General features: G+C 65.1%; 24 protein-coding genes and 1 riboswitch. Of the genes, 15 read left to right on the top strand and 9 right to left on the bottom strand.

Annotated features, from left to right (window positions below; all coding sequences use genetic code 11):
• Nucleotides 1-48: 48 nt before the first annotated feature.
• Nucleotides 49-753, bottom strand: coding sequence for a 7-cyano-7-deazaguanine synthase QueC (gene queC, locus DEBA_RS10250; RefSeq protein ID WP_013258860.1), 705 nt, complete (start codon nt 751-753; stop codon nt 49-51).
• Between the two features lie 247 nt (nt 754-1,000).
• On the opposite strand from queC, the gene DEBA_RS10245 reads away from it, so the two are divergent.
• The 12 genes from DEBA_RS10245 to DEBA_RS17090 all read left to right on the top strand — a co-directional run bounded on the left by DEBA_RS10245 (nt 1,001) and on the right by DEBA_RS17090 (nt 9,994).
• On the top strand, nt 1,001-1,411 hold the full coding sequence (locus tag DEBA_RS10245; protein ID WP_013258859.1) for a Fur family transcriptional regulator: 411 nt from the start codon (nt 1,001-1,003) through the stop codon (nt 1,409-1,411).
• Nucleotides 1,412-1,448: 37 nt separating this feature from the next.
• Nucleotides 1,449-1,658 (top strand): helix-turn-helix domain-containing protein, encoded by a 210-nt coding sequence (locus tag DEBA_RS18140; protein ID WP_013258858.1) that lies wholly within the window; start codon nt 1,449-1,451, stop codon nt 1,656-1,658.
• Between the two features lie 48 nt (nt 1,659-1,706).
• The gene (rbr, locus tag DEBA_RS10240; protein WP_013258857.1) at nt 1,707-2,282 is read left to right on the top strand and encodes a rubrerythrin; all 576 of its coding nucleotides are present in this window, start codon (nt 1,707-1,709) and stop codon (nt 2,280-2,282) included.
• 53 nt (nt 2,283-2,335) lie between these two features.
• Nucleotides 2,336-2,716, top strand: coding sequence for a desulfoferrodoxin (locus DEBA_RS10235; protein WP_013258856.1), 381 nt, complete (start codon nt 2,336-2,338; stop codon nt 2,714-2,716).
• Between the two features lie 49 nt (nt 2,717-2,765).
• Complete coding sequence (gene rd / locus DEBA_RS10230; protein ID WP_013258855.1) at nt 2,766-2,927, top strand: rubredoxin; 162 nt, start codon at nt 2,766-2,768, stop codon at nt 2,925-2,927.
• 101 nt (nt 2,928-3,028) lie between these two features.
• Nucleotides 3,029-4,228: an FprA family A-type flavoprotein gene (locus DEBA_RS10225; protein ID WP_013258854.1), complete on the top strand. Its 1,200-nt coding sequence runs from the start codon at nt 3,029-3,031 to the stop codon at nt 4,226-4,228.
• A gap of 6 nt (nt 4,229-4,234) precedes the next feature.
• Nucleotides 4,235-4,921 (top strand): DVU0298 family protein, encoded by a 687-nt coding sequence (locus DEBA_RS10220; RefSeq protein WP_013258853.1) that lies wholly within the window; start codon nt 4,235-4,237, stop codon nt 4,919-4,921.
• A 104-nt stretch (nt 4,922-5,025) separates the two neighbouring features.
• A complete protein-coding gene (locus DEBA_RS10215) occupies nt 5,026-5,739 on the top strand; it encodes a GntR family transcriptional regulator (RefSeq protein WP_013258852.1) in 714 nt (237 codons plus the stop codon).
• Nucleotides 5,740-5,741: 2 nt separating this feature from the next.
• A complete protein-coding gene (locus DEBA_RS10210) occupies nt 5,742-6,242 on the top strand; it encodes a DUF192 domain-containing protein (RefSeq protein ID WP_013258851.1) in 501 nt (166 codons plus the stop codon).
• Nucleotides 6,243-6,403: 161 nt separating this feature from the next.
• Nucleotides 6,404-8,107: an alkyl/aryl-sulfatase gene (locus DEBA_RS10205; RefSeq protein WP_013258850.1), complete on the top strand. Its 1,704-nt coding sequence runs from the start codon at nt 6,404-6,406 to the stop codon at nt 8,105-8,107.
• 131 nt (nt 8,108-8,238) lie between these two features.
• Complete coding sequence (locus DEBA_RS10200) at nt 8,239-8,871, top strand: TetR/AcrR family transcriptional regulator (protein WP_013258849.1); 633 nt, start codon at nt 8,239-8,241, stop codon at nt 8,869-8,871.
• Nucleotides 8,872-9,043: 172 nt separating this feature from the next.
• On the top strand, nt 9,044-9,994 hold the full coding sequence (locus DEBA_RS17090; RefSeq protein WP_013258848.1) for a glycosyltransferase family 2 protein: 951 nt from the start codon (nt 9,044-9,046) through the stop codon (nt 9,992-9,994).
• 5 nt (nt 9,995-9,999) lie between these two features.
• On the opposite strand, the gene DEBA_RS10190 is transcribed toward DEBA_RS17090, so the two are convergent.
• The 3 genes from DEBA_RS10190 to DEBA_RS10180 all read right to left on the bottom strand — a co-directional run bounded on the left by DEBA_RS10190 (nt 10,000) and on the right by DEBA_RS10180 (nt 11,840).
• Complete coding sequence (locus DEBA_RS10190; RefSeq protein ID WP_013258847.1) at nt 10,000-10,779, bottom strand: ATP-binding protein; 780 nt, start codon at nt 10,777-10,779, stop codon at nt 10,000-10,002.
• 44 nt (nt 10,780-10,823) lie between these two features.
• Entirely contained in the window at nt 10,824-11,153 is a 330-nt protein-coding gene (locus DEBA_RS10185; RefSeq protein WP_013258846.1) for a (2Fe-2S)-binding protein, read from the bottom strand.
• 66 nt (nt 11,154-11,219) lie between these two features.
• A complete protein-coding gene (locus DEBA_RS10180; RefSeq protein ID WP_013258845.1) occupies nt 11,220-11,840 on the bottom strand; it encodes a DUF3786 domain-containing protein in 621 nt (206 codons plus the stop codon).
• Between the two features lie 228 nt (nt 11,841-12,068).
• Between DEBA_RS10180 and DEBA_RS10175 the strand changes: the two genes are divergently transcribed.
• Nucleotides 12,069-12,806, top strand: coding sequence for a Smr/MutS family protein (locus DEBA_RS10175; RefSeq protein WP_013258844.1), 738 nt, complete (start codon nt 12,069-12,071; stop codon nt 12,804-12,806).
• Between the two features lie 72 nt (nt 12,807-12,878).
• Here the strand turns inward: DEBA_RS10175 and DEBA_RS18915 are convergent, their stop codons facing one another.
• The 3 genes from DEBA_RS18915 to DEBA_RS10165 form a co-directional block, all read right to left on the bottom strand.
• Nucleotides 12,879-13,013 (bottom strand): hypothetical protein, encoded by a 135-nt coding sequence (locus tag DEBA_RS18915; RefSeq protein WP_013258843.1) that lies wholly within the window; start codon nt 13,011-13,013, stop codon nt 12,879-12,881.
• A gap of 39 nt (nt 13,014-13,052) precedes the next feature.
• A complete protein-coding gene (locus DEBA_RS10170; protein WP_013258842.1) occupies nt 13,053-13,706 on the bottom strand; it encodes a flavodoxin family protein in 654 nt (217 codons plus the stop codon).
• A gap of 142 nt (nt 13,707-13,848) precedes the next feature.
• Nucleotides 13,849-15,234 (bottom strand): SH3 domain-containing C40 family peptidase, encoded by a 1,386-nt coding sequence (locus DEBA_RS10165; protein WP_013258841.1) that lies wholly within the window; start codon nt 15,232-15,234, stop codon nt 13,849-13,851.
• A gap of 230 nt (nt 15,235-15,464) precedes the next feature.
• Between DEBA_RS10165 and DEBA_RS10160 the strand changes: the two genes are divergently transcribed.
• Together DEBA_RS10160 and DEBA_RS10155 are read left to right on the top strand one after the other, a co-directional pair.
• Nucleotides 15,465-19,376: an autotransporter domain-containing protein gene (locus tag DEBA_RS10160; protein ID WP_148227840.1), complete on the top strand. Its 3,912-nt coding sequence runs from the start codon at nt 15,465-15,467 to the stop codon at nt 19,374-19,376.
• Between the two features lie 196 nt (nt 19,377-19,572).
• Nucleotides 19,573-22,101 carry a protein kinase domain-containing protein gene (locus tag DEBA_RS10155; RefSeq protein ID WP_013258839.1) on the top strand — a complete coding sequence of 843 codons (2,529 nt, stop codon included), beginning with the start codon at nt 19,573-19,575 and terminating at the stop codon, nt 22,099-22,101.
• 72 nt (nt 22,102-22,173) lie between these two features.
• Here DEBA_RS10155 and thiC read toward each other — a convergent pair whose 3' ends face one another.
• Nucleotides 22,174-23,484: a phosphomethylpyrimidine synthase ThiC gene (gene thiC, locus DEBA_RS10150; RefSeq protein ID WP_013258838.1), complete on the bottom strand. Its 1,311-nt coding sequence runs from the start codon at nt 23,482-23,484 to the stop codon at nt 22,174-22,176.
• 112 nt (nt 23,485-23,596) lie between these two features.
• Nucleotides 23,597-23,779, bottom strand: a riboswitch (cobalamin riboswitch).
• A gap of 97 nt (nt 23,780-23,876) precedes the next feature.
• Nucleotides 23,877-24,998: a linear amide C-N hydrolase gene (locus tag DEBA_RS10145; RefSeq protein WP_013258837.1), complete on the bottom strand. Its 1,122-nt coding sequence runs from the start codon at nt 24,996-24,998 to the stop codon at nt 23,877-23,879.
• Nucleotides 24,999-25,236: the final 238 nt, after the last annotated feature.

Genomic DNA, 25,236 nt, shown 5'->3' with positions numbered 1-25,236 from the left:
GGCGGGGAGCGCGTCAGGCCGTGCTGCGCCGCCGATGGCGGGCGGCGGTCAAGAGTCTTTCAAGGCCGGATCCGGCGTTTTGGCCTCGGCGAAGCCTTTGGCTCGCAGCAGGCACGAGTCACACTGGCCGCAGGGTTTGCCGTCGGCGTCTGGGTCGTAGCACGAATGGGTCAGGCCGTAATCCACGCCCAGGGCCAAGCCGGCGCGGATGATCTGGGCTTTGGTCATGCGGATGAGCGGGGCGTGGACGCGGATGTAGCGGCCTTGCTCGGTGGACATTTTGGTGGCCAGGTTGGCCAGGTTCTCGAAGGCCAGGATGAACTCGGGCCGGCAATCGGGATAGCCCGAGTAATCCAGGGCGTTGACGCCGATGAAGATGTCGGCGCAATCGAGGGTCTCGGCCCAGGCCAGGGCCAGCGACAAAAACAGCGTGTTGCGCGCCGGCACGTAGGTCACGGGCACGCCGTCGGTCATCTCGGCCAGTGAGCGGCCTTTGGGCACGGCCATGTCGGCGGTCAGGGCCGAGCCGCCCACGCCGCGCAGATCCACGTCAAGGATCAGGTGCCGGCGCGCGCCAAGGGCCTGGGCCACCCGCTGGGCCGCGAGCAACTCGACGGCGTGGCGCTGGCCATAGCGAAAGCTCAGGGCGTGCGGTTCAAAACCCTGGTCGTTGGCCATGGCCAGGCAAGTGGCGGAGTCCAGCCCGCCGGAGAGCAGGACCACCGCCGGCGGCTTTTGGTCGAAGCGCTTCATTTGGTCGTCGCCTCCACGCCCGGCCTGTCCCGACGGTCGAAAAGGGCCGCGCGCCACGGCCAAAGCGGTTGACAGGCACATCCTCGGGGCGCACAATTTTGACTATAAGCGCCAATATAACGTGGGAGAAGTTGTTTCTTAATACCAAATCCTCACTTACTCTGTATGAAAAAAATCTGATTTGCCCTTGACCGCCGCGCTTTTTGTTGTTAGTAATTGTTACTAACAGGCAGACGGGGAGCCCACAATGATGCAACAAGCGCAAAAACTCAGGATGACCACCCAGCGCCAAGTCATCCTGGACGAGTTGAAAAGGCTCAAATCTCATCCGACAGCGGGTGAGCTGTGCGAGATCGTGCGCCGACGCTTGCCTAGGATAAGCCTGGGCACGGTCTATCGCAATCTGGAAATTCTCTCGCGGACCGGGCATATCCAGAAAATCGACGTGGCTGGCGTGGAGATGCGTTTCGACGGCGACACGTCGGATCACTATCACGTGCGCTGCCTTGGCTGCGGGGCGGTGGCCGATCTGGAGATGGCTTTGTCCAGCCAACTGGAGCTGGAAGCCAACCGCCAGAGCGATTTTCAGATCACCGGCCATCGGGTGGAGTTCGTGGGTTTGTGCCCGGCCTGCCAGGACAAAAAGTCACGACATTGACAGAGGCGAAACCTGATCGCCAACGGGAGTTGATGCGATGGCCAGCGATGCCGCAAATAAAATCCTACAAGCTCTAGGTAGTGGCGATGGGCCGTTTTCTGGTAAGGAAATCGCCGAGATAACCGGTTTGGACAGCAAACAGGTCAGTTGTCAGGTCGGCGCGCTGAAGAAGAAAGGGTTTGTGGAAAGCCCCGTGCGCTGCAAATATGTAATCACCGACGCCGGCAAAGCCGAGTTGGGAAACTGACCGCGACCGGATTCAAGTTGTCTTTTGGAGTATCGGGAGGACGTGGAAATGGCCAGTCTCAAAGGCACCCAGACCGAAAAGAACCTGCTTATTTCTTTCGCCGGGGAATCCCAGGCGCGTAACCGTTACAATTATTTCGCCGCCCAGGCCCGCAAAGAGGGCTACGTGCAGATCGCCGACATTTTCGCCGAGACCGCCGACCAAGAGAAAGAGCACGCCAAACGCTTTTTCAAGTTTTTGGAGGGCGGCGACGTTGAGGTCACCGCGGCCTTCCCGGCCGGCGTGATCGGCAACACCCTGGAAAATCTGCTGGCCGCCGCCGAGGGCGAGCATCACGAGCAGGCCGACATGTATCCCGGCTTCGCCAAGGTGGCCCGCCAGGAGGGCTTCGACGTGATCGCCGAGGTCTTCGAGCGCGTTTCGGTGGCCGAACGCTTCCACGAGAAACGTTATCGGGCCCTGGCCGCCAACATCGAGGCCGGCCGTGTGTTCAAGCGCGAGGAGCCCACCACCTGGCGTTGCCGCAACTGTGGCTATCTGCACGAGGGAACCGAAGCGCCCGACCTGTGTCCGGCCTGCGCTCACCCCAAGGCCCATTTTGAGCTCAAGTGCGAAAACTGGTAGCCACACCGCGCGGTTGTCAGCTTATCTTAAACCTTTTATGAAGGAGAGCGGCCATGCCCGAGAGGCTTCAAGTTTACAAATGTGAGGTTTGCGGAAACATCGTCGAGGTTCTCAACGGCGGGATTGGCGAACTGGTCTGTTGCAACCAGGACATGAAGTTGATGAGCGAAAACACCGTCGATGCGGCCAAGGAAAAGCACGTGCCGGTCATCGAGAAGATTGACGGCGGCTACAAGGTCAAGGTCGGCGCGGTGGCTCATCCCATGGAGGAAAAGCACTACATCCAGTGGATCGAGCTGTTGGCCGATGATAAGTGCTACACCCAGTTCCTCAAGCCGGGCCAGGCCCCCGAGGCCGTGTTCCTGATCGAGGCCGCCAAGGTCGTGGCCCGCGAATACTGCAACATCCACGGCCACTGGAAAGCCGAAAACTAGCAACCGGCCCGTCGCCTGGGCCGCTGGGTTCACTCTCTGGAGATTTGTGATGAAAAAGTACGTTTGCGGAGTCTGCGGTTACGAATACGATCCGGCCAAGGGCGACCCCGATAACGGCGTGGCTCCCGGCACGGCCTTCGAGGATCTGCCGGCCGACTGGAGTTGCCCGGTCTGCGGCGCCTCCAAGGACCAGTTCGAGGCCCAAGCCTAAAAACAAACGCCACGGCCGACCGCCCCGGGGCCAGCCAGGCTTCCGGGCGGTCGGCGTTTCTCCACGTGGCCATCCGCCCCAAGAAACAACCAAGGAGCATCATGAAGCCCATCGAGCTGAAAAAAGGCGTTTATTGGGTTGGCGCGGTGGACTGGGACATCCGCGATTTCCACGGCTACTCCACCGAGCGCGGCAGCACCTACAACTCCTACCTCGTCGTCGATGAAAAGATCACCCTGTTCGACATCGTCAAAAAGGGCTTCAGCGGCGATCTGCTGCACCGCGTCCACGAGATCGTCGACCCCAAGAAGATCGACTACATCGTGGTCAACCACGTGGAGATGGACCACTCTGGTTCGATCAAGGAAGTGATCGAATACACCAATCCCGAGAAGGTCTTTTGCTCCAAAATGGGCGAAAAGGCCATCAAGGCCCATTTTCACAACGACGGCTGGCCGCTGGTGGCCGTGGGCAGCGGCGACTCCATCGACCTGGGCGCGCGCCAGGTCAATTTCCTGGAAACGCGCATGCTGCATTGGCCCGACAGCATGTTCAGCTACATTCCCCAGGAAAAGCTTTTGATCAGCTCCGACGCCTTTGGCCTGCACTGGGCCACCAGCGAGCGCTTTGACGACATGGTCGACCAGGGCGAGCTGATGCAGCACGCGGCCAAGTATTTCGCCAACATTCTGCTGCCCTACACCCCGCTGATCGAAAAGCTCCTGGTCCAGATCAAGGACATGGGCTTGGATATCGACACGATCGCCCCCGACCACGGCGTGATCTGGCGCGGCGACCCCGGCAAGATCCTGGCCGCCTACGACCGCTGGAGCCGCCAGGAACAGATCGCCAAGGCCCTGGTGGTCTACGACACCATGTGGCACAGCACCGAGATGATGGCCAAGGCCGTGGCCGGCGGCATCCAGGACGAGGGCGTCAGCGTCAAGCTGATGCACCTGGCCAACTGGCACCGTTCCGACATCGTCACCGAGATGCTAGACGCCGCGGCGTTGGTTTTTGGCTCGGCCACGCTCAACAACAACATGCTGCCGCGCATGGCCGACGTGCTGACCTACATCAAGGGCCTGCGGCCGCTGAACAAGATCGGCGCGGCCTTCGGGTCTTTCGGCTGGTCGGGCGAGGCGGTCAAGGACGTTGGCGCGATGATGGATCAGGCCAAGATCGAGCAGGTGGCCGATAGCCTGCGGCATCAATACGTGCCCGATCACGCGGCGCTACGCAAATGCGTGGAGCTGGGCCAAAAGGTCGGCCAGGCCGTGCGCCAGCGGGTGGGCGGCTGAGCGGCCTTGTCGGGCAAGGCGGCCGAAAAGCGGCTTTTGCGCGACTGGCTGGCCGCCGGCCAAACGGCGGTGGTGTTGGATCATCTGGCCGGGGGTTCGGCCAAGCGGGCGGCGACGCTCTTGCTGGGGCTGGTCGCCGAAGCTGATTATTGCACGCGCATGCAGGCGGTCAGCGCCCTGGGCCAAGTGGCCGAGGGCCTGGCCGCCGCTGATTTGGACGCCGGCCGCGAACTGATGCGCCGTTTGTTGTGGAGCCTGAACGAAGAATCCGGGGCCGTGCCCTGGGGCGCGCCCGAGGCCTTGGGCGAGATCATGGCCCGCGACCGTCGCTTGGCCCAGGAGTTCGTCAACCTGCTGATATCGCTCATCTGGCCCCAAGGCAATTATCTGGAGTTCCCGCCGTTGCAGGCCGGCGTGGCCTGGGGTTTGGGTCGTTTGGCCCAGGCCTGGCCGGCGTTGGTCACCCAGCGCGGCGCGACCGAGCACTTGACGGCGCTGCTGATCGCGCCGGAGGCCCAGACGCGAGGTTGCGCGGCCTGGGCGCTGGGTTTCTTGGCCGATCCCGCCGCGGCCGAGGCGTTGCGCGGCCTGTTGGCCGACGACGGGCCGTGCCACATCTTCGAAGATGGCCACCTGGATTCAACCACCGTCGGCGTGGTCGCCGCCAACGCCCTCGCACGCCTTGGCCCGTGACTTGACACCCCCTTGTCGGGCGGTTATCATCTCGTACATTGTATACTATACCAGGGCCGTTGCGGCGGCCCGAGGGGCGGTTTGGCGGAGGATGGCCTGCGGCGATGGCAAACGAGATCGACTTCGAGAGCGGATTTGACGAACTGGCCCTGGACGCGGGCCTGAGCAGGCGCAACCTTGGCCAACAGATGACCGACCTTTTGCGGCGCATGGTCATCGAGGGCAAATTGCGCGTGGGCCAGCGCCTGGTGGAGCAGCGCCTGGCCGAGGGTCTGGGCATCAGCCGCACGCCGGTGCGCGAGGCCCTGCATCGCCTGGCCCAGGAGGAGTTGTTGTGCAAGCGCTCGCGGGGCGGCTACGAAGTGCGGCCGCTGACGCCCGAGGAGGTCGAGGACGCCGAGGGTCTGCGAGCGGTGTTGGAGGCCTACGCCGCCGAGCGGGCGGCGTCGCGTTGTGGGCCGGAGCTGCGCGCCGTGCTCGAGCGCAACCTTGACGAGTTCGAGCAAGCCCTGGCCGACAAGGACGAAGAGCGCCTGGTGGCCCTCAACAGCCAGTTTCATCATCTGCTGCACCAGGCCGCCGACTCCACGCTGCTTTCGCGCCAACTGGGCGAACTGGAGGTGACGGTCGAGCGCATCTCGCGGGCGCTGATCTCCAATATGGCCGCCGGCTCGTGGTCCTGCGACGAGCACCGGGCCATTTACATGGCCATCCGCGAGGGCTCGCCCGCGCTGGCCGCCAAGCTGGCCCGCGAGCACGTGGCCCACGGCGGAACCTGGATCGTCGCGCGCATGCGCGAAGAAAACCTGGCCATCTGAGCATGCCCACGTTCGCGCGCGGCCGGGGGGCGGCCCGATTATCCTCGAAAATTCACGCCTGCTTGCCGGCCTTGCTGGCGCTGCTCGTCGCCGTGGCCGCTGGTTGCGCGACCACGGCCGCCCAGGAGTTGCCCACGGTGGAGGTGCTCATCGGCTCGGCGCGCCTGGTGGCCGAGGCCCCGCAAAGCGACCAAGATCGTTGGCGGGGCCTGAGCGGCCGCGATGGCTTGGCCCCGGGCCGGGGCATGGTTTTCATCAACGATCCGCCGCGGATGATGAGCATGCGCATGGACGGCATGCGTTTCGCGCTGGATTTCGTCTTTTGCCGTGACGGCCGCGTGGTGCGGATTCTGCGCGACGTGGGCCCCGAGGCGCCCGAGGGCTCGATCGTCAGCGACGAGCCGGTGGATTTCGTGCTGGAGCTGCCGGCCGGGCTCTGCCGGCGACTGGGCCTGCAAGTGGGCGACGCGGCCCGTTTGGGGCCTTTGACCGAGCCGCGCTGAACGCTGGCCCATCCGCCGCGCCGCCGTCGTTGGTGTAAACGACGTTTTTTTGGTTGAAAAATAGACTAGAGATACTAGACACTATTTTTCAACCAACACGTCAGCCCGTGTGCCGGGCGACGTTTTTTGCACCGCCGCGAAAGAGAGATGGAGTCATGCGCATGCTTAAACGGCTTTGTTTGTTGCTGATCTGCCTGTTGTTGGCCGCGCCGGCCCTGGCCACTCAACCGCCAGGCGACGCGCCGCCGGACCCGCGTTTGATCGAGCACAACAAGGACTTTCCCAAGGAAGTGATCAAGCTCACCGACGGCGTCTACGTGGCCGTGGGTTACGGCCTGGCCAACAGCGCCCTGATCGTCGGTGACGGCGGCAACATCATCGTCGACACCATGGAGAGCGTCGAGGAGGCCCTGCCGGTCCGCGAGGCCTTTGCCAAGCTTTCGGACCAGCCGGTCAAGGCCATCATCTACACCCACAATCATCCCGATCATGTTTTTGGCGCGGCCGCCTTTGCCGCCGGCGGCGAGCCGCTGGTGGTGTCCCACTCCAGCACCAACTATTTTCTCGACCGCTTCTTGAACACCATCAGCCCGGCCACCAGCACGCGGGCCATGCGCATGTTCGGGCCGCTTTTGCCGGCCGGCTATCACATCAACAGCGGCATCGGGCCCCACCTGGGCTACAAGCCGGGCATGACCATCGGCCTGCTGCGCCCCACCAAGACCTTCGACGACAAACTGGAGCTGGAGGTCGCCGGCGTCAAGATGCTTCTGTTCCACGCGCCGGGCGAGACCGACGACCAGATCAACATCTGGCTGCCCGACAAGAAAGCGCTTTTTATCGGTGACAATTTCTACAAGACTTTTCCCAACCTCTACACCATCCGCGGCACCAGCTACCGCGACGTGACCAAGTGGGTGGCCAGCCTGGACAAGGCCCGCGATCTGCGGCCGGAGTATCTGGTGTTGGGCCACACCTTGCCGCTGAAGGGCGCCGATGAAATTTACAAGAGCCTGACCAACTACCGCGACGCCATCCAGTTTGTCCACGACCAGACCGTGCGCGGCATCAACCAAGACAAGAGCGCCGGCCAGATCGCCGCCGAGGTCAAATTGCCCAAGCACCTGGCCGAGGATCCATATCTGATCGAATACTATGGCATGGTGCCCTGGTCGGTGCGCAGCATCTATGACGGCTACATGGGCTGGTATTCGGGCAAGGCCAGGGATTTGTTCCCCTTGCCGCTGCCCGAGCAGGCCGCGTTGATGGCCGAACTGGCCGGTGGCCCCGACAAACTCCTGGCCGCCGCCCAAAAGGCCCTGGACAAAGGCCAGGCTCAATGGGCCCTGGAACTCGGCGACGACGTGTTGCAGCTTCAGCCGGAAAACGCCCAGGCCCGCGCCCTGAAAGTCAAGGCCATCAAGGCCCTGGTGACCGGCGGCGTCAACGCCAACGCCCGCAATTATCTGTTGACCTGCGCTCTGGAGACCGAAGGCGGCCTGACCATCCCCAAGGCCGACAAGAAAAAGGTGGCGTCGGAGGTGATTCGCGCGGTGCCCATCGCCCGCGTTTTCGAGACGATGATGGTCAACCTCGATCCGCAAAAATCGGCCGAAAGCGACATTCTGGTCGTCTTCAGCTTTCCCGACCTCAAGGCCGATTACAGCGCCCATCTGCGGCGGGGCGTGGTCGAGATTCGTCAACGCCCATCCGCCAAGCCCGACGTGGTGCTGACCATGGACTCCAACGCCTTCAAGGAGTTCATGGCTGGCAAAATCAAGGCCAAAAAGGCCCTTTCGCCCGAGTACGCCAAGGTCGAGGGCGATCCCATGAAGCTGATGATGTTTCTGGAGATGTTCAAGTAGCAGCCGTCCTGGCCCCGGATCGCGCCCGCGTCGGCGTGGTCCGGGGCCTGGTCCTGGGGTATAATCATGATTAGACAAAGTGCGGCCCGGCCGCGACGCGGTCGTGGCTCACCCGGAAACGCCGAGCGTCCATGAACAACAGGCAAAAGATCATCGATACGGCCCTGGAGCTGTTCAACGCCCATGGCGCGGCGGCGGTGGGCACCAACCGCATCGCCCAAAAACTGGGCATCAGCCCAGGCAACCTCTACTATCATTTCAAAAACAAGCAGGACATCATCAGGGCCATCTTCGAGATGATCCGCGCCGACATGGCCGAGGTGATGAAAGAGATCCCCAGCGACCTCTCCACCGAGGCCTCCAGCGCCTACCTGTTGGGATCCATGCGTGTGGTGTGGAAGTATCGCTTTTTCTACGCCGATCTGGTGGCCCTGCTGCACAACGACCCGGAATTGCGGCGTCTGTTTCTGGCCATGCGGGCCCACACCGTCTCCACGACGATGGCGCTTTATCGCCGCCTGATCCAGGCCGGCCAGATGAACCAGCCCGAACATCAATGGGAGTTGGACTCACTGACGCTCAATACCTGGATCGTGGCCACCAACTGGGTGCGCTATCTGCAAACATGCAAAAGCGACGTCGACGTCAGCCAGGCTGATTTCGAACGCGGCGTTTTGCATGTCTATAGCTTGGTCATGCCCTATCTGCCAGCCCAACGCCGAGAAGATTTCCTGAGGTTCTATCTGGCCGCCCAGCCCGACTAACCAGGTCCGCCAGCCGCGCGCCGTCGGGAAAATCGCCGCGACCACGGCAAAAATCGGCTATCATCAAAACGCCCGCCAGCCGTTGGCTTGGCGGCCCAGGGGCGGGCGATGACGTGATCGGCGCGCGGCCCCCCGCGCCCGTGCGCGCGAACCCTTGCGGAGGGAGGCGGCCTTGAGCGCCAGGCCCCTGGTCAGCGTGATCATCCCCGTGCATAACCGCCAACGCTTCATCGCCGCGGCGGTGGATTCGGCTTTGACCCAGACCTACCCGTCGCTGGAGGTCGTCATCGTTGACGACGGCTCCGACGACGACACGCCGGTGGTCTGCCAAGACCTGGCCCGCCGCCACGCCCCGCGTTTGCGCTGGGCCAGGCAGGCCAACGCCGGGCCATCGGCGGCGCGCAATCACGCCGCCCGCCTGGCCAGGGGCGATCTGCTGGCTTTTCTGGACAGCGACGACCTGTGGCTGCCCGAAAAGCTGGCCAAGCAGGTTCCGTTGTTTGAGGATGTGGACGTGGGCTTGGTCTATGCCGGGGTCAGGGGCCAGACGCCCGATGGCGCGCTGACGCCGCCAGTGCCTCGGCGTTATTGCCGGGGCCGGTGTTTTTTCGAGATTCTGGGGCAAAACCCCGTCCCCACCTCGGCGACGGTCATCAGAAGCGAGTTGTTCGCGGCGCTGGGCGGCTTTGACGAGGGTCGCTGGCGGGCCGAGGACAAGCACCTCTGGCTGCGAGCGGCCAGGCGGGCCAAATTCGCCGCCGTGGCCGAGGACTTGGTGTTGCGTCGTTTGCTGCCCGAAGGCTTGTCGGTCAACGAGGCGGCGATGATGCTGGGGGAGCTTTCGTGCCTGGACGACATCCAGCGCCTGTTTCCGCCCCAAAACGCCTGGGAGGCGCGGCGCTACCGCCAGGCCCGGCTGTGGGTGCGCCGGCATTACGGCCTGAACATGTTCAACCAGGCCGATTACGCCGGGGCCAGGGCCCAGCTTTGGCGGGCCCAGGTTCTGGCCGGTGGCGACCTGGGCAGCTTGCCGCAGTTTGTGGTCAGCTTGTTGCCGGCCGGCCTGGCCGATCGTTTGCGCGCCGCCCTGCGCCGGGCGCGGCGGCCCGGCCGGGCGGGTTGAACGACCTATTTTTTGGGCGCCACGCGGGTCAGCAGTTCATCGGCCATGCGCCCGACCTGTTCCTTGGCCGTCTTGGCGAACAGGGCCGGGCACTTGTTGGCCATGTCGGCCTCGATGATGGCCTGATCGTGGCTGATGAAGCCCAGGAACTCGAAGCCGGCCAGGGCGTCGCGTAGGTATTGCTCATCCTGGGGCCCACGAATCTTGTTGCCCACGATGAGAATCTTTTGCACGCCCAGGTCGGCGGCCAGCTTTTTGATGGTGTGGGCGGTGTCCACCGAGCGGCGGCCGGGCTCCACCACCACGATGAGGAAGTCCACGCCGCGGGAGGTGCCGCGGCCCAGGTGCTCCAGGCCGGCCTCCATGTCCAGGATCAGCACCTGTTGGCTGGTCAGGACCATGTGGGTCATCAGCACCTTGAGCATGGTCGAGGCCGGACAGATGCAGCCGCCGCCGCCTTTTTTCACCGTGCCCATGACCATCAGTCGCACGCCGTCGTGGGCCACCGAGAGCTTTTCGGGCAGGTCGCTCACGTTGGGATTGAGCTTGAAATAAGTGCCGAAGTTGTTGTTTTTGCTTTCGGTTCGCTCGTCGATCAGCTCTTTCATCTCGCTGACCGGCGTGATGGTCTGGTAATCGGGAAAGCCCAGGGCCTGGCCCAGGTTGGCGTCGGGATCGGCGTCGACGGCCAGGACTTCCAGTCCTTTTTCCGCGAAAGCGCGGGCCAACATGGCCGAAAACGTCGTCTTGCCCACTCCGCCCTTGCCGCTAACCGCTAGTTTCATGCCCGGATCCTTTCTGGCTTGCATGCGCCTTCCGGCGCCGGTTTTCAGTGACAACCGCAGCCGCCGCCCCTGGCGTAGCCCTCCGGCGGTTGGCCAAAGGCCTCGACCAACCGCTGCAAGTCGCCCTCGCAGGAATGGCCCAGGGGATGCTTTTGCTTGCAATCATTGCCCCGGCCCGCGCCGGTCATGGTCTTGACCAAGGCCACGGTGAAGGCCCCCTGCTCGATGGCCGAGACAATCTGGGCCTTGGTCAGGCCCAGGCAGTGGCAGACGATGGTCTCGGCGGGCGCGTTTCGCCAGTCGTCTCGGCTGGCGGCGGCCCCGTGCTGATGGCCGCAGCCGCAGCCCTGGCCGTGTTGATGCTGTTCACTCATGTTCAAGCGCCTTTGCGATAGTCATTCCTAAATTATATAAGCACTATCGCCTCGCCTCGCACGCGCTTATTGCTGGTTGCGGGCCAGGGCCATCATTTTGTAGATGGGCAGGCCGGCGGCCAGGGCGATGTCCTCGGTGCTGAAGTAGTGCTCGATGCTGCTGTCGAAAAGCACGTTGCCGTCGGCGGGGAACTCGTCGTCGCCCTCCCATATGACCAGCATTATCGGCGCGTTGGGCAGGGCGCGAATGATGGCCGAGGCGTCGCCGCTGTGGCCGGGGCCTTCGCCGCCCACCAGTGGGGCCAGTTGGTCCAACAGCTTGGGGCGCTCGCCAAAAAAACTCACCAGCGGCGCTTTGGCCCGTTTGACAAAGGCCGACCAATAAAACTCGCCGCTTTCCACCTCGCGGTAGGTGATCCATTGGCCAGTGGGGGCCGTGCCGTCGGCATTGACCAGATAGTGCAGGATCAGGGCCTTTTCGGCCAGGGGGATCTCCGGGCCGTCGTCGAGGTGATCCACGCTGACGGGGCTTTTGCCCACTCGCACGGGCCGGCCGTAGTAATGCAGCCGCAGGCCGTCGCCCTCGGCCGTGGCGCCGGCGCGTTGGGCCAGTTGGCCGAAATCCTGGTCGGCCAGCTTTTGGGCGGCCATGTCAAAGCTCATCTTATAATCGTCGACCCGGGCCATGAGCAATCTCCTTGCCAGAATTTATCGCGTGGTTTGGTTTGGTTATGCTAATGCAGGCCAGGGCGATTGTCGAGCCCCGGCGGCTGGGCCGGGCCAAGATCATCGGGCGCGTGCGGCGCGGGCAAGGATTTCTTGTGCGATATAGCGATATTTTTTCAATAATTGACATTTAAATTGGTACGTATGCCCTTGGTTTGCCGCCGGGCCGATCTGTTGTAAAATTTGGCCATGGCCAAGCAAAAGCAAAACAAATCCGGCCAAGCGCCCAAGGTCGCCGGCAAGCGCCAAGGCTTCAACACGCCTTTTGCCGAACTGAAAAAAAGCCTCAAACGCGTCGCCACGCCACCGAGCGCCCAACCGGCCCAGGCCCATGCCGCCGCGCCGTCCGATCAGCCCGACCCAGCCGACGAGACCATCTTTTTCAAGGCCATGGCCGACGTGGCCCGCCTGGCCGGGGCCGAGCGCGTGCGGCCGAGCGACGGCCAACCGCCGCCTTTGACGCCGCCACCCGATGACGACCTGGAGGTCATGGCCCACCTGGCCGATCTGGTGGCTGGCGCGACCGAGTTCGACCTGCGCTGGTCGCCGGGCTTCATCGAGGGCCGCCAGCCCGGCGTGGCCGAAGACCTCATGGAGCAGATGCGCCGCGGGGCATTTCCCATTCAGGACCACCTGGACCTGCACGGCATGAGCCAGGATCAGGCCGCCGCCGCCCTCGAGGATTTCGTGGCCCGTAGCGCCGCCAAGGGCATGCGCCACGTGCTGATCGTTCACGGCCGGGGGCTTTCCTCGCCCGGCGGCGTGCCGGTGCTCAAGCAGGCCCTGCCCGGTTGGCTGGCCCGCAAGCGCATGCGTCGCCAGGTGCTGGCCTTTTGCACGGCCCTGGGCCACGACGGCGGCGAGGGCTCGATCTATGTTTTGCTGCGCAAGTGGTCGGGCCCCGGCCGGGGCGGCGTGTTTGGCTAGATGAAAAGGCGGCGGCCCGGCGCGATGACGGGCGCATGCCGGGCCGCCTGGTTTGTCGCTCAGCCGGCGGGATCAGTCCTTTTTGTCGGCCTGTTCGGGTTTTTCGTCGGCCAGCTTGACCTTGCGGCCGCAGAGGTCGCAACGGCCGTCCTCGGTGATGCAAGGCTGCTTGGGCGCCTCGCCGCCACAGATTCCACACTTGGGCATGACTCGCTCCTTTGCTGACTATGCGGCCCGGGGCCGCGTTCACATGGCCCGCGTTTGGCCCAGGCGTCGGGCGATCTCCCGGCCCAGGCGCTCGGCCTCCCGCCACGCGGCGTCGTCGTTTTCCACCGCGCGAAATTTCTCCGGCGTCACGGCCAGATCCTGGCCGAAAATCCACGGCAGCGCGCTCATGGGGCAGCTTTGGCCAAAACCACAGACCATGCACTCCGGGTTGCCGGCGGCCTTGATCTGGCCAAGCACCTCCATGCCTTCCAGGGTCAGAGCGTGGCTGACCTGCTGGGCGGCTTCCTCCAGCCCCGGCGCGCCCCGGCCGATGCCGGTCACCGCCACCACGGCCAGCTTGCCCCGGTTGAGGCCATTTTGATGGCGCAGGCTGAACAGCCGCTCCAGAAAGGCCTTGGTAAAGCCGTCCATGGAGCCATAGGGCGGATAAGCGCCAACCACCAGCGCCCCGGCAGCGCGCACTTTTTGGGCCAGGGCCGGAAAATCATCGGCCACCTTGCAGACGTTGTCGGCCGCGCAACCCAGACAGGCGATGCAGGGCCGCACGTTTTTTTGGCTGAGCTTGACGAATTCCCACTCCAGGCCGCTGGCCCGCAGCACCGCCTGAACGAGGCGATCGGTGTTGCTGTTTTTGATGGGGCTGCCCGAAAAACCGATGACTTGCGCCGGCATGACCGCTCCTTTGACCGTTGGTTCGCGTGTTGATCGACCATGGTTCCAGGATATGGCCCGGCCAACGGACCCGCTGTAGCAACGGCTACCCGAAGCGAGATTGTGGCGTTTTTTCGTGGGGGAGGTCGGCGCGCTCGGCGGCTCAGCGGATGGTCAGCACGTCGCTTGGTTCGACCAAGAGGGTCATGGCCTCCAGGCGGTTGACCAGCACGCCGTCGGGTTTTACCAGATCGGGCAGATCATCGCCCGGCCGCAGGGTGGTGATCAGGGCCCGGCCCAGGATGGCCCGGCCCTGGTTGCCCCAAAAGTCGCGCAGGCGCAGGCTCCAGGCGTTGTGGAAGGCCACCGGCCGGCCGTTGTCGTCGCCCAGGTAGAGCATGACGTGGCCGGGCATCCAGAGTATCGTCAGCCCCGGCAGCCCCTCCGCCACGATCGTGGCTTCCTTTCGCGCGGCGCTTTGGCCGGCCAAGCCCAGGCGGCGTCCGGTCTCGGCCTGATCGCCGGAGTTGCGCGGCAGCCACAGGCCAAACACGCGGAAGACGTCCTGCAGGGTGGCCGAGCAGTCGCGGTTGCCGAACAGGCCGCCCCAGCCATAGGGTCGGCCCAGTTGGCCGTCGATGACGGCGGCCAGGTTGACGGCGGTCAGGGGCAGGGGATGGGGCGTGGCCCAGCGGCGGTCGAAGTGGGCCTCGACGATCACCGCGTTGCCGTGTTGGTCGGCCACGGCGGCCAGCGCGCCGTGGCCGTTTTCGGCCACGGGCAACAGGCAGCCCAGGCCGGCCATGAACAAAAAGCGGCCGTCGCGGTCGTTGACGGGCTGGTCGTCGGCCAGGAAAGCCATGAAACCAGCCGCGCGCCAACGCCGTTGCTGGGCCTGGCTGACGGCGGCAACCTGGCGGGATGGCAGCCAGCCCCAGGCGATGGGCGTTTGGACCAAAAGCCATGCTCCGTCGCGGCTCTGGTGGTGGACATACACCGGCAGGTTGGGCGGCAAGAGCGATTGTTGCAGGCGATCGAAGGTCAGGTCGCCGGGCGCGTTGGCCTCGCCCACCGATGGGCGGTCGGTGGGCAGCACGCGTAGGTTGAGCCAGCCCACGGTCAGGCCGGGCCTGGCGGCGTTGGGGTAGGAGGCCAGGGCGGCGTTGGCCTCCAGGGCCTCGACCCAGGCCGGGTCACGGGGCAGCAGGTTTTCGCCCAGGCCGGGCTGGGCCGTTTTGTCGGCAAACTCGTCGACCATGGCCACCAGGCCCTCCTCGGGCCGAGGGTCTTGCCAACAGGCGAAATATTGCCGCCAAAAATCCTTCGTCAGCCGCGCCTGGGCCGCCGGATCCAGCCGCCAATGCCGGCCCAGGTAGCGCGCGGCCTCTTGTGGCGGCAACTGGATGTCTGCCGGCTTGACGCTTGGGCCGGCGCAGCCGCCGAGGGCCAGGAGCGCGGCCAGCGCCAAAACGGCCAGGCGCGCGCCCAGATTTTTATTAGGGCGGGAGTATGAATGCGTGTTACGCAAAATTTCAAAAATGTGTCGCATATCCAGCTGTTTAAATTGACAGAAGATTGTTTGGTTGCTAGCGTGGATCGATCTTGCAGTCAGTAGCTTATTTATAATACACGCATGAAATCACAAAACAAAAAAATGCCGCGCCGGTTGTCGGTTGATATGCGGTCCGGTTGCGGGGCCGCGTACGCCGTCGAGGGAAAATCATGAAGGCAAAAGTGATAATTATGTTGGCGTTTATGCTGGTTAGCCTAGCCGCGCCCATGAATGTAGCCATGGCGGCGGTGGGCACCAACCCCGGCACGGGCAATCCCAACGATTACGGCGGGGCGGGCGACTGGCTGGGCACGGCCGACGACGACCAATACACCAACAGCAACGGCGCGACGGTTTCCGGCGACGTGGACATGACCCAGGGCGGGGCCGACAACCTCACCAACGATGGCGTGGTCACCGGCGACGTGACCCTTAGCTCCGACGGCGGCGGCGAGATCGACAACTCCGGCGCGGTCGGCGGCGATATCCGCGGCAGCCAAAACAGCTCCAGCGGCGACGCCGGCGGGCAAAACAGCATCACCAACTCCGGCGCGGTGGGTGGCGACATCTTCGGCAGCTACAACTCGACCGGGGGCGCCAGCGGCGGCGAGAACACCATCCTCAACTCCGGCTCGGCCTGCGGTTTCATCTACGGCTCCAACAACGTCGGCGACGACTCCGAGGGTGGCTACAACGAGGTGCATATCAACGTTGGCGGCACGGTGGGCGTCGACGTCTATGGCTCCAACAACGTGGGCGCGGACTCGACCGGCGGCATCAACTACATCACCAACCTCGGCACGGTGGACAACGACCTCTACGGCTCCAACAACGTCGGAGCCGGCTCCAGCGGCGGCGGCAACATGATCGAGATCGGCGAGGACGGCGCGGTGGCCGGCGATGTCTACGGCACGTGCAACCAGGGCGCGAACTCCAGCGGCGGTGAAAACCAAATCTTCAATACCGGGACCATCACGGGCTCGGTGGCCGGCAGCAGCAACGAGGCCAGCGGAACCAGCGGCGGCGAAAACTCCGTTGTCAACCGGGGCGTGATCCACGGTTCGGTGGCCGGCAGTAACAACGAGGCCAACGGGACCAGCGGTAGCGGAAACGGCGCGTTGAACGATGGGACCATCGACGGCAGGCTCGTCGGCAGCAATAATCAAGGCGCGGGCGCCAGCGGCGGCCAAAACGTCCTTTACAATCTTGGCACGGTCGGCCAGGACATCGTCGCCAGCCGCAACAGCGGCGCGGGCGCCAGCGGCGGCCAAAACTTCATCATCAATTACGGCCAAGCCGACAGTTTCGTGGCCGGCAGCCACAACATCGGCGCGAACTCCGAGGGCGGCACGAACGTCATCTACAACACTGGCGACGTAGCTGGTTCGATACTGGGCAGCTACAACCAGGGTGACGGCTCCGAGGGCGGCGGCAACTCCATCCTCAACGTCGGCTCGGCCAGCGCCATCGAGGGCAGCGCCAACGCCGGCGCGGGCTCCTCGGGCGGCGAAAACCTCGTCCTCAACGCGGGCACGACCTACAACGCGCAGGGCAGTTGGAACACCGGCGTCAACAGCTCCGGCGGCGGCAACACTCTCTACAACCACGGCTCGATCACATACAACCTCTGCGGCAGCGCCAATGTCGGCGCGGGCTCCAGCGGCGGCGAAAACCAAATCTACAACACCAGCGCGGTGGGCGACTCCATCCTGGGCAGCTACAACCAGGGCGCGAACGCCAGCGGTGGCGAAAACAGCATCGAAAACACCGGCCAAGCCGACTACATCGACGGCTCGTGGAACATCGGCGACGGTTCGTCGGGCGGCGAAAACACCATCTACAACTACGCCGGCGGCCTGGTGCTCACCGACATCTACGGCTCGGCCAACGACGGCGTGGGCTCCAGCGGCGGCGACAACCAAATCTACAACTACGGCACGGTGAGCGGCAGCATCCACGGCAGCTTCAACTACGGCGCGAACACCAGCGGCGGCGACAATTACATCGCCAACTACGGGACGGTGTTGGGCAGCGTCTACGGCGGCGTCAACGCCGGCATGGACACCAGCGGCGGCGGCAATCATATTTACAACTACGGCACGGTGCAGGGCTCCATCCGCGGCAGCGACGACCGCGGCGGGAACGCGACCAGCACTGGCAACGTGATCTTCAACTACGGCGTCGTGGGTGAATCGATCTGGTCCGGCGACGGCGACGACGTCATCCACCTGCTGGGCGGCTCGGTGGGCGGTTGGGTTCTGGCCGGCGACGGTGACGACACCGTGATCTATTCCGGTGGCAGCTCGGTGGGCAGCGGCGTCTCCGGCCAGAGCGGCGTGGACTCGCTGTCCCTGGTCGGCTCGGGCGTATTCGACGCCGACAAGTTCTTCGATTTCGAGCGCATCAGCTACGACGGCACGGGCAACGCCACCTTCATCAACGACTGGGAGTTCACCAGCAGCCTCTATATCCGTGGCAGGCTCACCCTGCCCGATGACCAGACCATCGGCGCGCCGACGTTCACCCTCAGCGGCTCGGCCTTCATCAACGGCACGTTGGATAGCCGCCTGGTGACGATCAACCCCGGCGGCTTCCTGGGCGGCGTCGGGGCCATCTTGGGCAACGTGGTCAACCACGGCTGGTTCTCGCCCGGCAACAGCATCGGGACCATGACCGTCATCGGCGACTACCACAACGCCAGCGATGGCGTGCTGCTCATCGAGCTGGACCCCAGCGGGGCCTGCGATCTGGTCAGGATCCTCAACAACGGCGTGGCCTACCTCGACGGCTATGCCCAGGTCAGCCTGCCCCAGGCGCTCTACACCAACGGCCAGAGCTGGACGATCATCAGCGCCGGCGCGGTGCAAGGCTCGTTCCTGGGCCTGCAGGGCCTGCCCACGTCCCAGACCGTCAGCCTCACGCCGGTCTACCACGCCGATAGCGTCAGTCTGGACATCGCGCGCGTCAGCTTCGCCTCGCTGGCGCTCACCCCGGGCCAAAAGGGCGTGGGCGCGGCCCTGGACGCCATCGTGCCCCTGGCCCAGGCTCGGCAAGATCAAATGACCCAGTTGCTTCTGGCCATGGACTGGAGCTACGACCTGAGCCAGATCCGCCAGACGCTGGAGGCGGCCAATCCCGAGATGTACGACGCCTTCAGCGCCGCCAGCCTGAGCGGGGCCCGCACCTTCGATCGCATGCTGTGGTGGCGCTCGCTGACGGCCCGCAGCGCCGCCAACCAGGCGGCCGGCGCGTCCGGCCCGACCCAGGCCGCCTCCCAGGAGCTCAGCGCCAACGGCCAGGCCGGCGGTGGCTGGTCGGCCTGGGCCCGGGCCCTGGGCGACTGGTCCAACCAGAGCGGTGACAGCGGCCACTTGGGCTATCGCCTGGGCAGCGGTGGGGCCATCGTCGGCGTGGACGGCCGTGTCTTGCCCTGGCTGAGCACCGGCTTGGCCATGGCCAGCAGCGTGACCAACATCGACTGGAGCATGGCCGGCCACGAAGGCGATCAACGCGCGCTCAACATCGGGCTCTACGCTTCGGCCGATCTGGAGGCCTTTTACCTCAACGCGGCCTTCAGCTACGGCGCTTACGACAACAGCGCCAAGCGCCAGAGTTGGTTGGACGGCCAGGGCGTCAAGGCCAACGCCGACTTCGACGGCCAGACATGGCTGGCCCGCCTGGGCGGCGGCCACGACTGGCTGCTGGCCGGCTGGCGCGTGGGCCCGACGGCCTCGCTGGAGTACGTCAACCTGCGGGAAGACGCCTTTGACGAATCGGGAGCCGGGCTGATGAGCTTGCGGGTCAAGGATCGCAGCGAGAACTACCTGGGCTCGCGTCTGGGCGCGCGGGCGGCCTACGACTGGGCCTGCGGCGCGGCGACGCTCAGCCCCGGCGGCTATGTCAACTGGCTGCACAATTTTGACGCCGACGCCCGGACGGTCCAGGCGACCTTCCGTGACTACGGCTCCGCGCCCATCAGCGTCGAGGGCCTGGAGCCGGCCGCCGACATGCTCGAGGCCGGCCTGGGCCTCTCAGCCGCCTTTGGTCCGACGTTTTCGTTGTTCGTCGAAGGCACGATCCTGCAATCGTCGTCGTGGAGCGCCCAGGCCGTCACCGCCGGTCTGAACGTGGCCTTCTAGCCCGCGCCGGCCCAATCGACGCGCCAGCGCGCGGCGGTCGCCAAGGCCCGAAGGCCTGGCTGGCCGCCGCGCTTTTTTTGACGCGAGGCCGGGCCGTTGTATGATCTTTCACGGCCGGGCAGGTTGAGATATACTGGGCAACCAGAGGACTATGCGCGGGACGCCTTGCCCGTTGATCTTCTTTGGAGGAAGCAGCTTGAGCGAACGCGACTTTGTCGGCCAGGTTCTGGGCAAATACCGCCTGTTGCGCCTGCTGGGCCGCGGCCCCAGCGGTGATGTCTATTTGGCCGAACACGAAATATTGGGCAATCGGGTCATGGTCAAGACGCTGCCCCAGTCCATCAGCCGCGACCGCGACCTGACCGCGCGGCTGATGGGCGACGTGCGCGCCGTCGCCCGTTTGCGCCATCCGAATATCGCCAGCGTCCACGACGCCGACCAGGCCGAAGGGGTGGATTACTTCGCCACCGACCACGTCGAGGGGCGCTTTTTGGCCGAGATCATTGACGACCAGGGGCCGTTGGCCGAGGAGGACATCATCGCCGTCAGCCGCCAGGCCCTTTCGGCCCTGGAGGCGGCCCGCCGGGCCGGCGTGGCCAACCGCGCCATCCGGCCCGAGAACATCGTCATCGACAAGCGCGGCGAGGCGGTGATAATCGCCTTTGGCCCCGACGGGAGCGCGGCTGGCGACGATCTGCGCGTCTGGGGTTGGCTGATGGCGGCCATGGCCAGCGGCCGCCTGGCAGACGCCGACCGGCCGACGAGGCTGCCGCGAGCCGTCGAACAGCGCCTTTCGCCCGAGTTGGCCGATTTCGTGCTGCGCCTGTGGGATGGCGACTTTGTCGGCGCGGGCCAAGCCCTGGTCGCGTTGGAAGGCATCGACCGATCCGACGAGCCGGCGGGGTTGGACCTCGACGAGCCGGTCGCCAAGGGCTGGTCCGGACCGCACATGCTCGACGACGACGCCGGCGACGACTACCAGGCCTACGCCGGGCCGCCGGGCGGCATGCCGGCCAAGCCTTCATCGCGCCTGGGGCTGTGGCTGGCCGTGGCGGTGGTGGTTTTTGGCCTGTTGGGCATGGGCGCGTGGTGGGCTCTGGGTCCGGCCAGCCAGGAGCCTGGCGGCCAGTTTCCAGGGGTTGATCCCCGTGAGCAACTGCTGGCCAAGCTTCAGGTGGTGGTGAGCGAGGGCGACCGCCTGCTGGAGATCGGCCAGCTCAACGAGGCCGAAGCGCGCTATCGCGCCGCCCTGGAGCAAGAACCCGGCTTTGCCCCGGCCTTGGGCGGGCTGACCAAGGTCGACGCCAAACGCCAAGCTGCGGCTCGCCTGGAACAGGCCCGTCAGCTTTTCGACCAAAACAGGCTGGACCAGGCCGAGGCGATCTTGAAGGAAGTCAAGGCCTCGGGACTCTACACCTCCGAGGCCAAGGAGGGCCTGCGCGAGATCAAGGCCCGGCGCATCCAGCTCGATCGACTGAAAAACGGTCGCTCCGAGGCCGGCGAGCAAGCGTCGGGAGCCCTTTTGGCCATGGCCGACAGCGGCGATGAGGGCGCGTTGCGCGATGGCCAGAACGGCCACGCCGTGGCGGCCGCCGCCTCCGCTACCCCCGACGCGGCCGCGCTGGAAGCCCAACGTCGGGCCGAGGAGGCGCGAGCCGAACAGGAGCGTCGCCGGCAGGAAGAGTTGCGCGCCCAGCAGGCCCAGCGCCAGGAACAAGAGCGCCTGGAGCAAGAGCGCCGTCAACGCGAGCAACAGGCCAAGGCCGAACAGGAACGCAAGCGGCAGAGCCTGGCCCAGGCCCAGCAACTGCTCGACCAGGCCGCCGTGGCCCTGGGCAAGGACGATCTGGATCTGGCCCAGGACTTGCTGAACCAGTCGCGGGCCCTGGACGCCACCTTGGCCGGCTCCGACCAGACCCAACGCTCCATCGACTTCCGCCGCCGCGAACTGGCCCAACTCGCCGACCAGCGTCGCCAGGCCCAGGCCCAGGAACGGGCCGCGGCCGACGAGGCCGCCGCCCTGGAAGCCGCCCTGGCCCGCACGGCGGCCAAGGTCCGTGGCTCGAGCCCGGGCCAATCCATCTCGCCGGTGGCCGTCGCGACCCCCAGCGCCACGCCGACCGCTCGTCCGGCCGCGCCGGCCGTGCGCGGCGTGGGGCCCCAAGAGCTGCTGGTGGAGGGCGTGCGCTTTTTCAACGAAGGCAAGTATCAGCGCGCCGTGGAAAACTTCGAGAAAGTCGCCGCGGTCTATCCCAACGACAAGGTCATCGCCGACTACCTGGCCCAGGCCCGCGAGATGGCCCGCGCCGTCAATCTGGGCAGCCTGGAGGTTGATTGCCGGGTGGAGGCCAGCGTGTTTCTGGACGGCCGGCCCGTGGGCTCCACGCCGCTTTTACTGCACGACGTGCCGGTGGGCCGCCGCGTGGTGGAGGTGCGGGCCTACGGCGGCGCCACGCGCAAGACCGTCGAGGTGCGCGGCCGCACCCTCACCAAGCTCAACACCATGGACATTCTGGGCGCTTCGTTGCAGGTCGACGCCAAGCCCGCGGCGCAGCTTTTCCTCAACGGCAAGCCCATGGGCGACACGCCCCTGGCCCTGTTCAACCTGCCCGTGGGACCGGCCACCATCATCTTGCGCGCCGTTGGTTATCAAGACCTGACCGTGCCCGTGACCCTGGTGGTGGGCCAACCGGTCAAGCTGCGCCTGGAGCTGAAACCCTTCTAACCCAAGCCCGGCCCAGGCCGATGCGCGAATGGCGCCAAGCGGCCAAACACGCACCGGGTGGGCCGTGTCGCCTCAGGCCTTGCAGGCCCCTTCCAGCAAATGCCCAAAGACCTTCATGCCGCCGCGATTGGCGCAGAATTCACCGCACATGGTGCAGACTTTCTCGTCGGCCGGGCAGCGCTCGGCGCGGATGGCCATGGCCTCGTCGCCGAATAGCGCCAGATCGTATTGCTTTTGCCAATCGGAGTCGCGGCGGGCCTTGCTCATGGCCATGTCACGCTGGCGGCCCTTTTGGGGATACTTGGCCGTGTCGCCGATGTAGGCGGCCAGGCGGGCGGCCTTGACGCCCTCGATGACGTCGCGCTCGTTGGGCAGGGCCAGGTGCTCGGCCGGGGTGATGTAGCAGATCAGATCGGCCCCGAAGCGGGCGCTCTGGGCCGCGCCGATGGCCGCGGTGATGTGATCGAGGCCCGCGCCCACGTCGCAGGGGATGGGCCCCAGCATGTAATAGGGCGCGTGGTCGCTCATGCGTTTTTGCAAGATGATGTTGGCCTCGATCTCATCCAGGGGCACGTGGCCGGGGCCTTCGACCAGCATCTGGCAGCCCATCTCGCGGCCTAGCTGGGCCAGTTCGCAGTTGATCAAAAGCTCCTGGACCATGGCCCGGTCAAAGGAGTCGTGGATGGCCCCGGCCCGCAGGCCGTTGCCCAGCGAGAGCACCACGTCGTATTTCTTGAGGATTTCGACCACGCGGTCGAACCTGGCGTAGAGCGGGTTTTCGCGGTTGTTGGCCTTCATCCAGGCCACCATGTAGGCCCCGCCCTTGCTGACCAGGCCGCCGTAGCGATAATTTTGCCGCTCCAGGCGCTCGATGGTGTAGAGATTGATGCCGCAGTGCACGGCCATGAAGGCGATGCCGTCGGCGCATTGGCGTTCGATCAGCTCGAAGAGCATTTCCTCGTCGAGCTTGTTGGGGTCGCCGTATTTGCGCTGTGCCTCGGCAAAGGCTTGATATAATGGCACATTGCCCACGGGCAGGCTCACCGCCGCCAGCACCTCGCGCCGCACCTTGTCCAGATCGCCGCCCACGCTCAGTTCCATGAGGGTGTCGGCGCCGGCGGCCTGGGCGGCCTGGGCCTTCTTGACCTCGGCGTCGATGTCGATGATGTCGGTGGATGTGCCGATGGAGGCGTTGACCTTGGTGCGCAGGCCCTGGCCGATGCCCACGGCGTCGTGGGCGTGGTTGGAGCCGATGGGCGCGACGATGCGGCCGTTGGCGAAGCCTTGGCGCACTTGTTCGGGGTCGAGTCCTTCATGCGCGGCGATGCGCGCGATGGCCGGGGTGATCTTGCCTTGGACGGCCAGTTCCACTTGGCTAGCCATGATCTTCCTCCTCATTCCCGTTTGGATGGAAACATGGTTTACCGAGAACCGCGCCAGGCCAAAAAAGACAAAAATCCCCCGACGCGATGCGTCGCGAGGATTTGCCATCTCCCCGGTCGCCGGTTGTTGGGCAGGTCTTCTGGCTTCCGGATCGTCCTAGTCCCCGCGCCTTCCCACCCCGGTGGGGCAGTGGCTTTTCGCGGGTTTCGTCCCCGGTCACAGCGGCGGGTCCGCGCCGGAATCGCACCGGCTTCCCTATTGAGGCCTGGGGGCCGCCCAACAGCCGCCCGATTGAGTTTGGTGATTATTTACAAAAAACGCGGCGTTTTGTCAAGCCGTGGCCGCGCCGCTGGCCCCCGGGCCAGCGGCGCGCCGTCGGGCAAAACGATTAACTAAAACTTTGGCGTCACGTCCTCGATGTCCTGGGCCTTGACCTTGTCGAGGGGGATGTGCCGCGGGCCGCCCTTGAGCGCGCCGAAATCGATGGCTCCCACCTCGACCTTGCGCACGCGGCGGTTGTGCTGGGTGTGATAGTAGAGCACCTTGTTTTTGGTGTCGTAGGCGGTGGTCCACAGGGTGGAGCTGCGCATGCCGCGCGTGCTTTGGGCGGCGTCCTTCGGGCCTTCGCCGGCGTGCATGGGCAGGTTGAAGTTATCCATGATGCGGAAGAATTCGTAGATGGTCTCTGGCCCGTCGGCGGTGGGGCGGGCGGTCTGGGTGAAGGTCACCGCGCGCACGAAGCGCGAGGGCGGCGTGAAGTCGCCGGGCAGGCCGATCATGCCGCTGCCCACGCCCACGGGGGTCAGCTCCAGGCCGCGAATTTTTTTGTTGGCCAGCGAAGTCGGCGAAAGGTTGATGTAGTTGCGCAGATTGGTCAGGTGCCAATCAAAGCTGGGCGCGTTGGTGATCACGCCCAGGGGGTTGTCGAAGATGACCATCTTGCCTTTCAGGAACTCGATGACGATGGCCTTGCCGCTGGGCTCGGTCACCAAAAAATGCACGGGGAAGGGGAAGCCCAGGGTCGGCTCGACCACCGGCGCGACCAGCACCTTGGCCATGCCCTGGCGCGTTTGCTCGATGGTGGCGAACTGGCTGAGGATGAAGGTGGTTACGTCGCTGGGACTGATGGTTTTGGCGGCGTCGGCCGGGCCGTAGGGGCCGTACTCGGCGAAACCGGGGTGATAGAACGCGCCGACCGTCAGGCCGGCTTCGTTCATGCCGTCGAGCAACAAGTCCTTGCCCAGGCAGTCCACGCCGACCACGCCCAGCTTGGTCGACCACTTGTGGCCGGGCTTGCCATCGGGCGTGGCGCCGATCAGCTCCACGCCACGCGGGACGATGTTGACCCGGCTGCCCAGGTCGTAGTTGCCCCACTCCATGGTGCGGCCATAGACCACCGCGCCGTCGGCCGCCTGGAGGGAGACGCCGGTGCAGGCCGCCGCGCGGCCGACCGCGCCGCAGGCGATGATCTGGCAGAGGACCAGGGCCACAAGGGAAATTTTGCCCATCTTCATGTTGTCGCTCCGGGGATAGGGTGGTCGATGCGCGGCCGGCTGTGCGCGGGTTTCACCTGGCGCGCCGCGTCGCTGATGCCGACAGGGTGAGCCCATGACCTCAGGGCTGTCAAGCATATTGCCGCCAAAGGGAGCCGGTTTTGGCGATCGACTCGGGCTTGTTGGTTCGACAGGTGGGCAATTGTGCGTAATTTCTGCTATAGTCCGAGTCAATAATGATATTTATGCGCTCGCAGCG

Source organism: Desulfarculus baarsii DSM 2075 (assembly GCF_000143965.1).
GTDB lineage: Bacteria > Desulfobacterota > Desulfarculia > Desulfarculales > Desulfarculaceae > Desulfarculus > Desulfarculus baarsii.
This window is presented reverse-complemented; position numbering and strand designations above follow the sequence as displayed.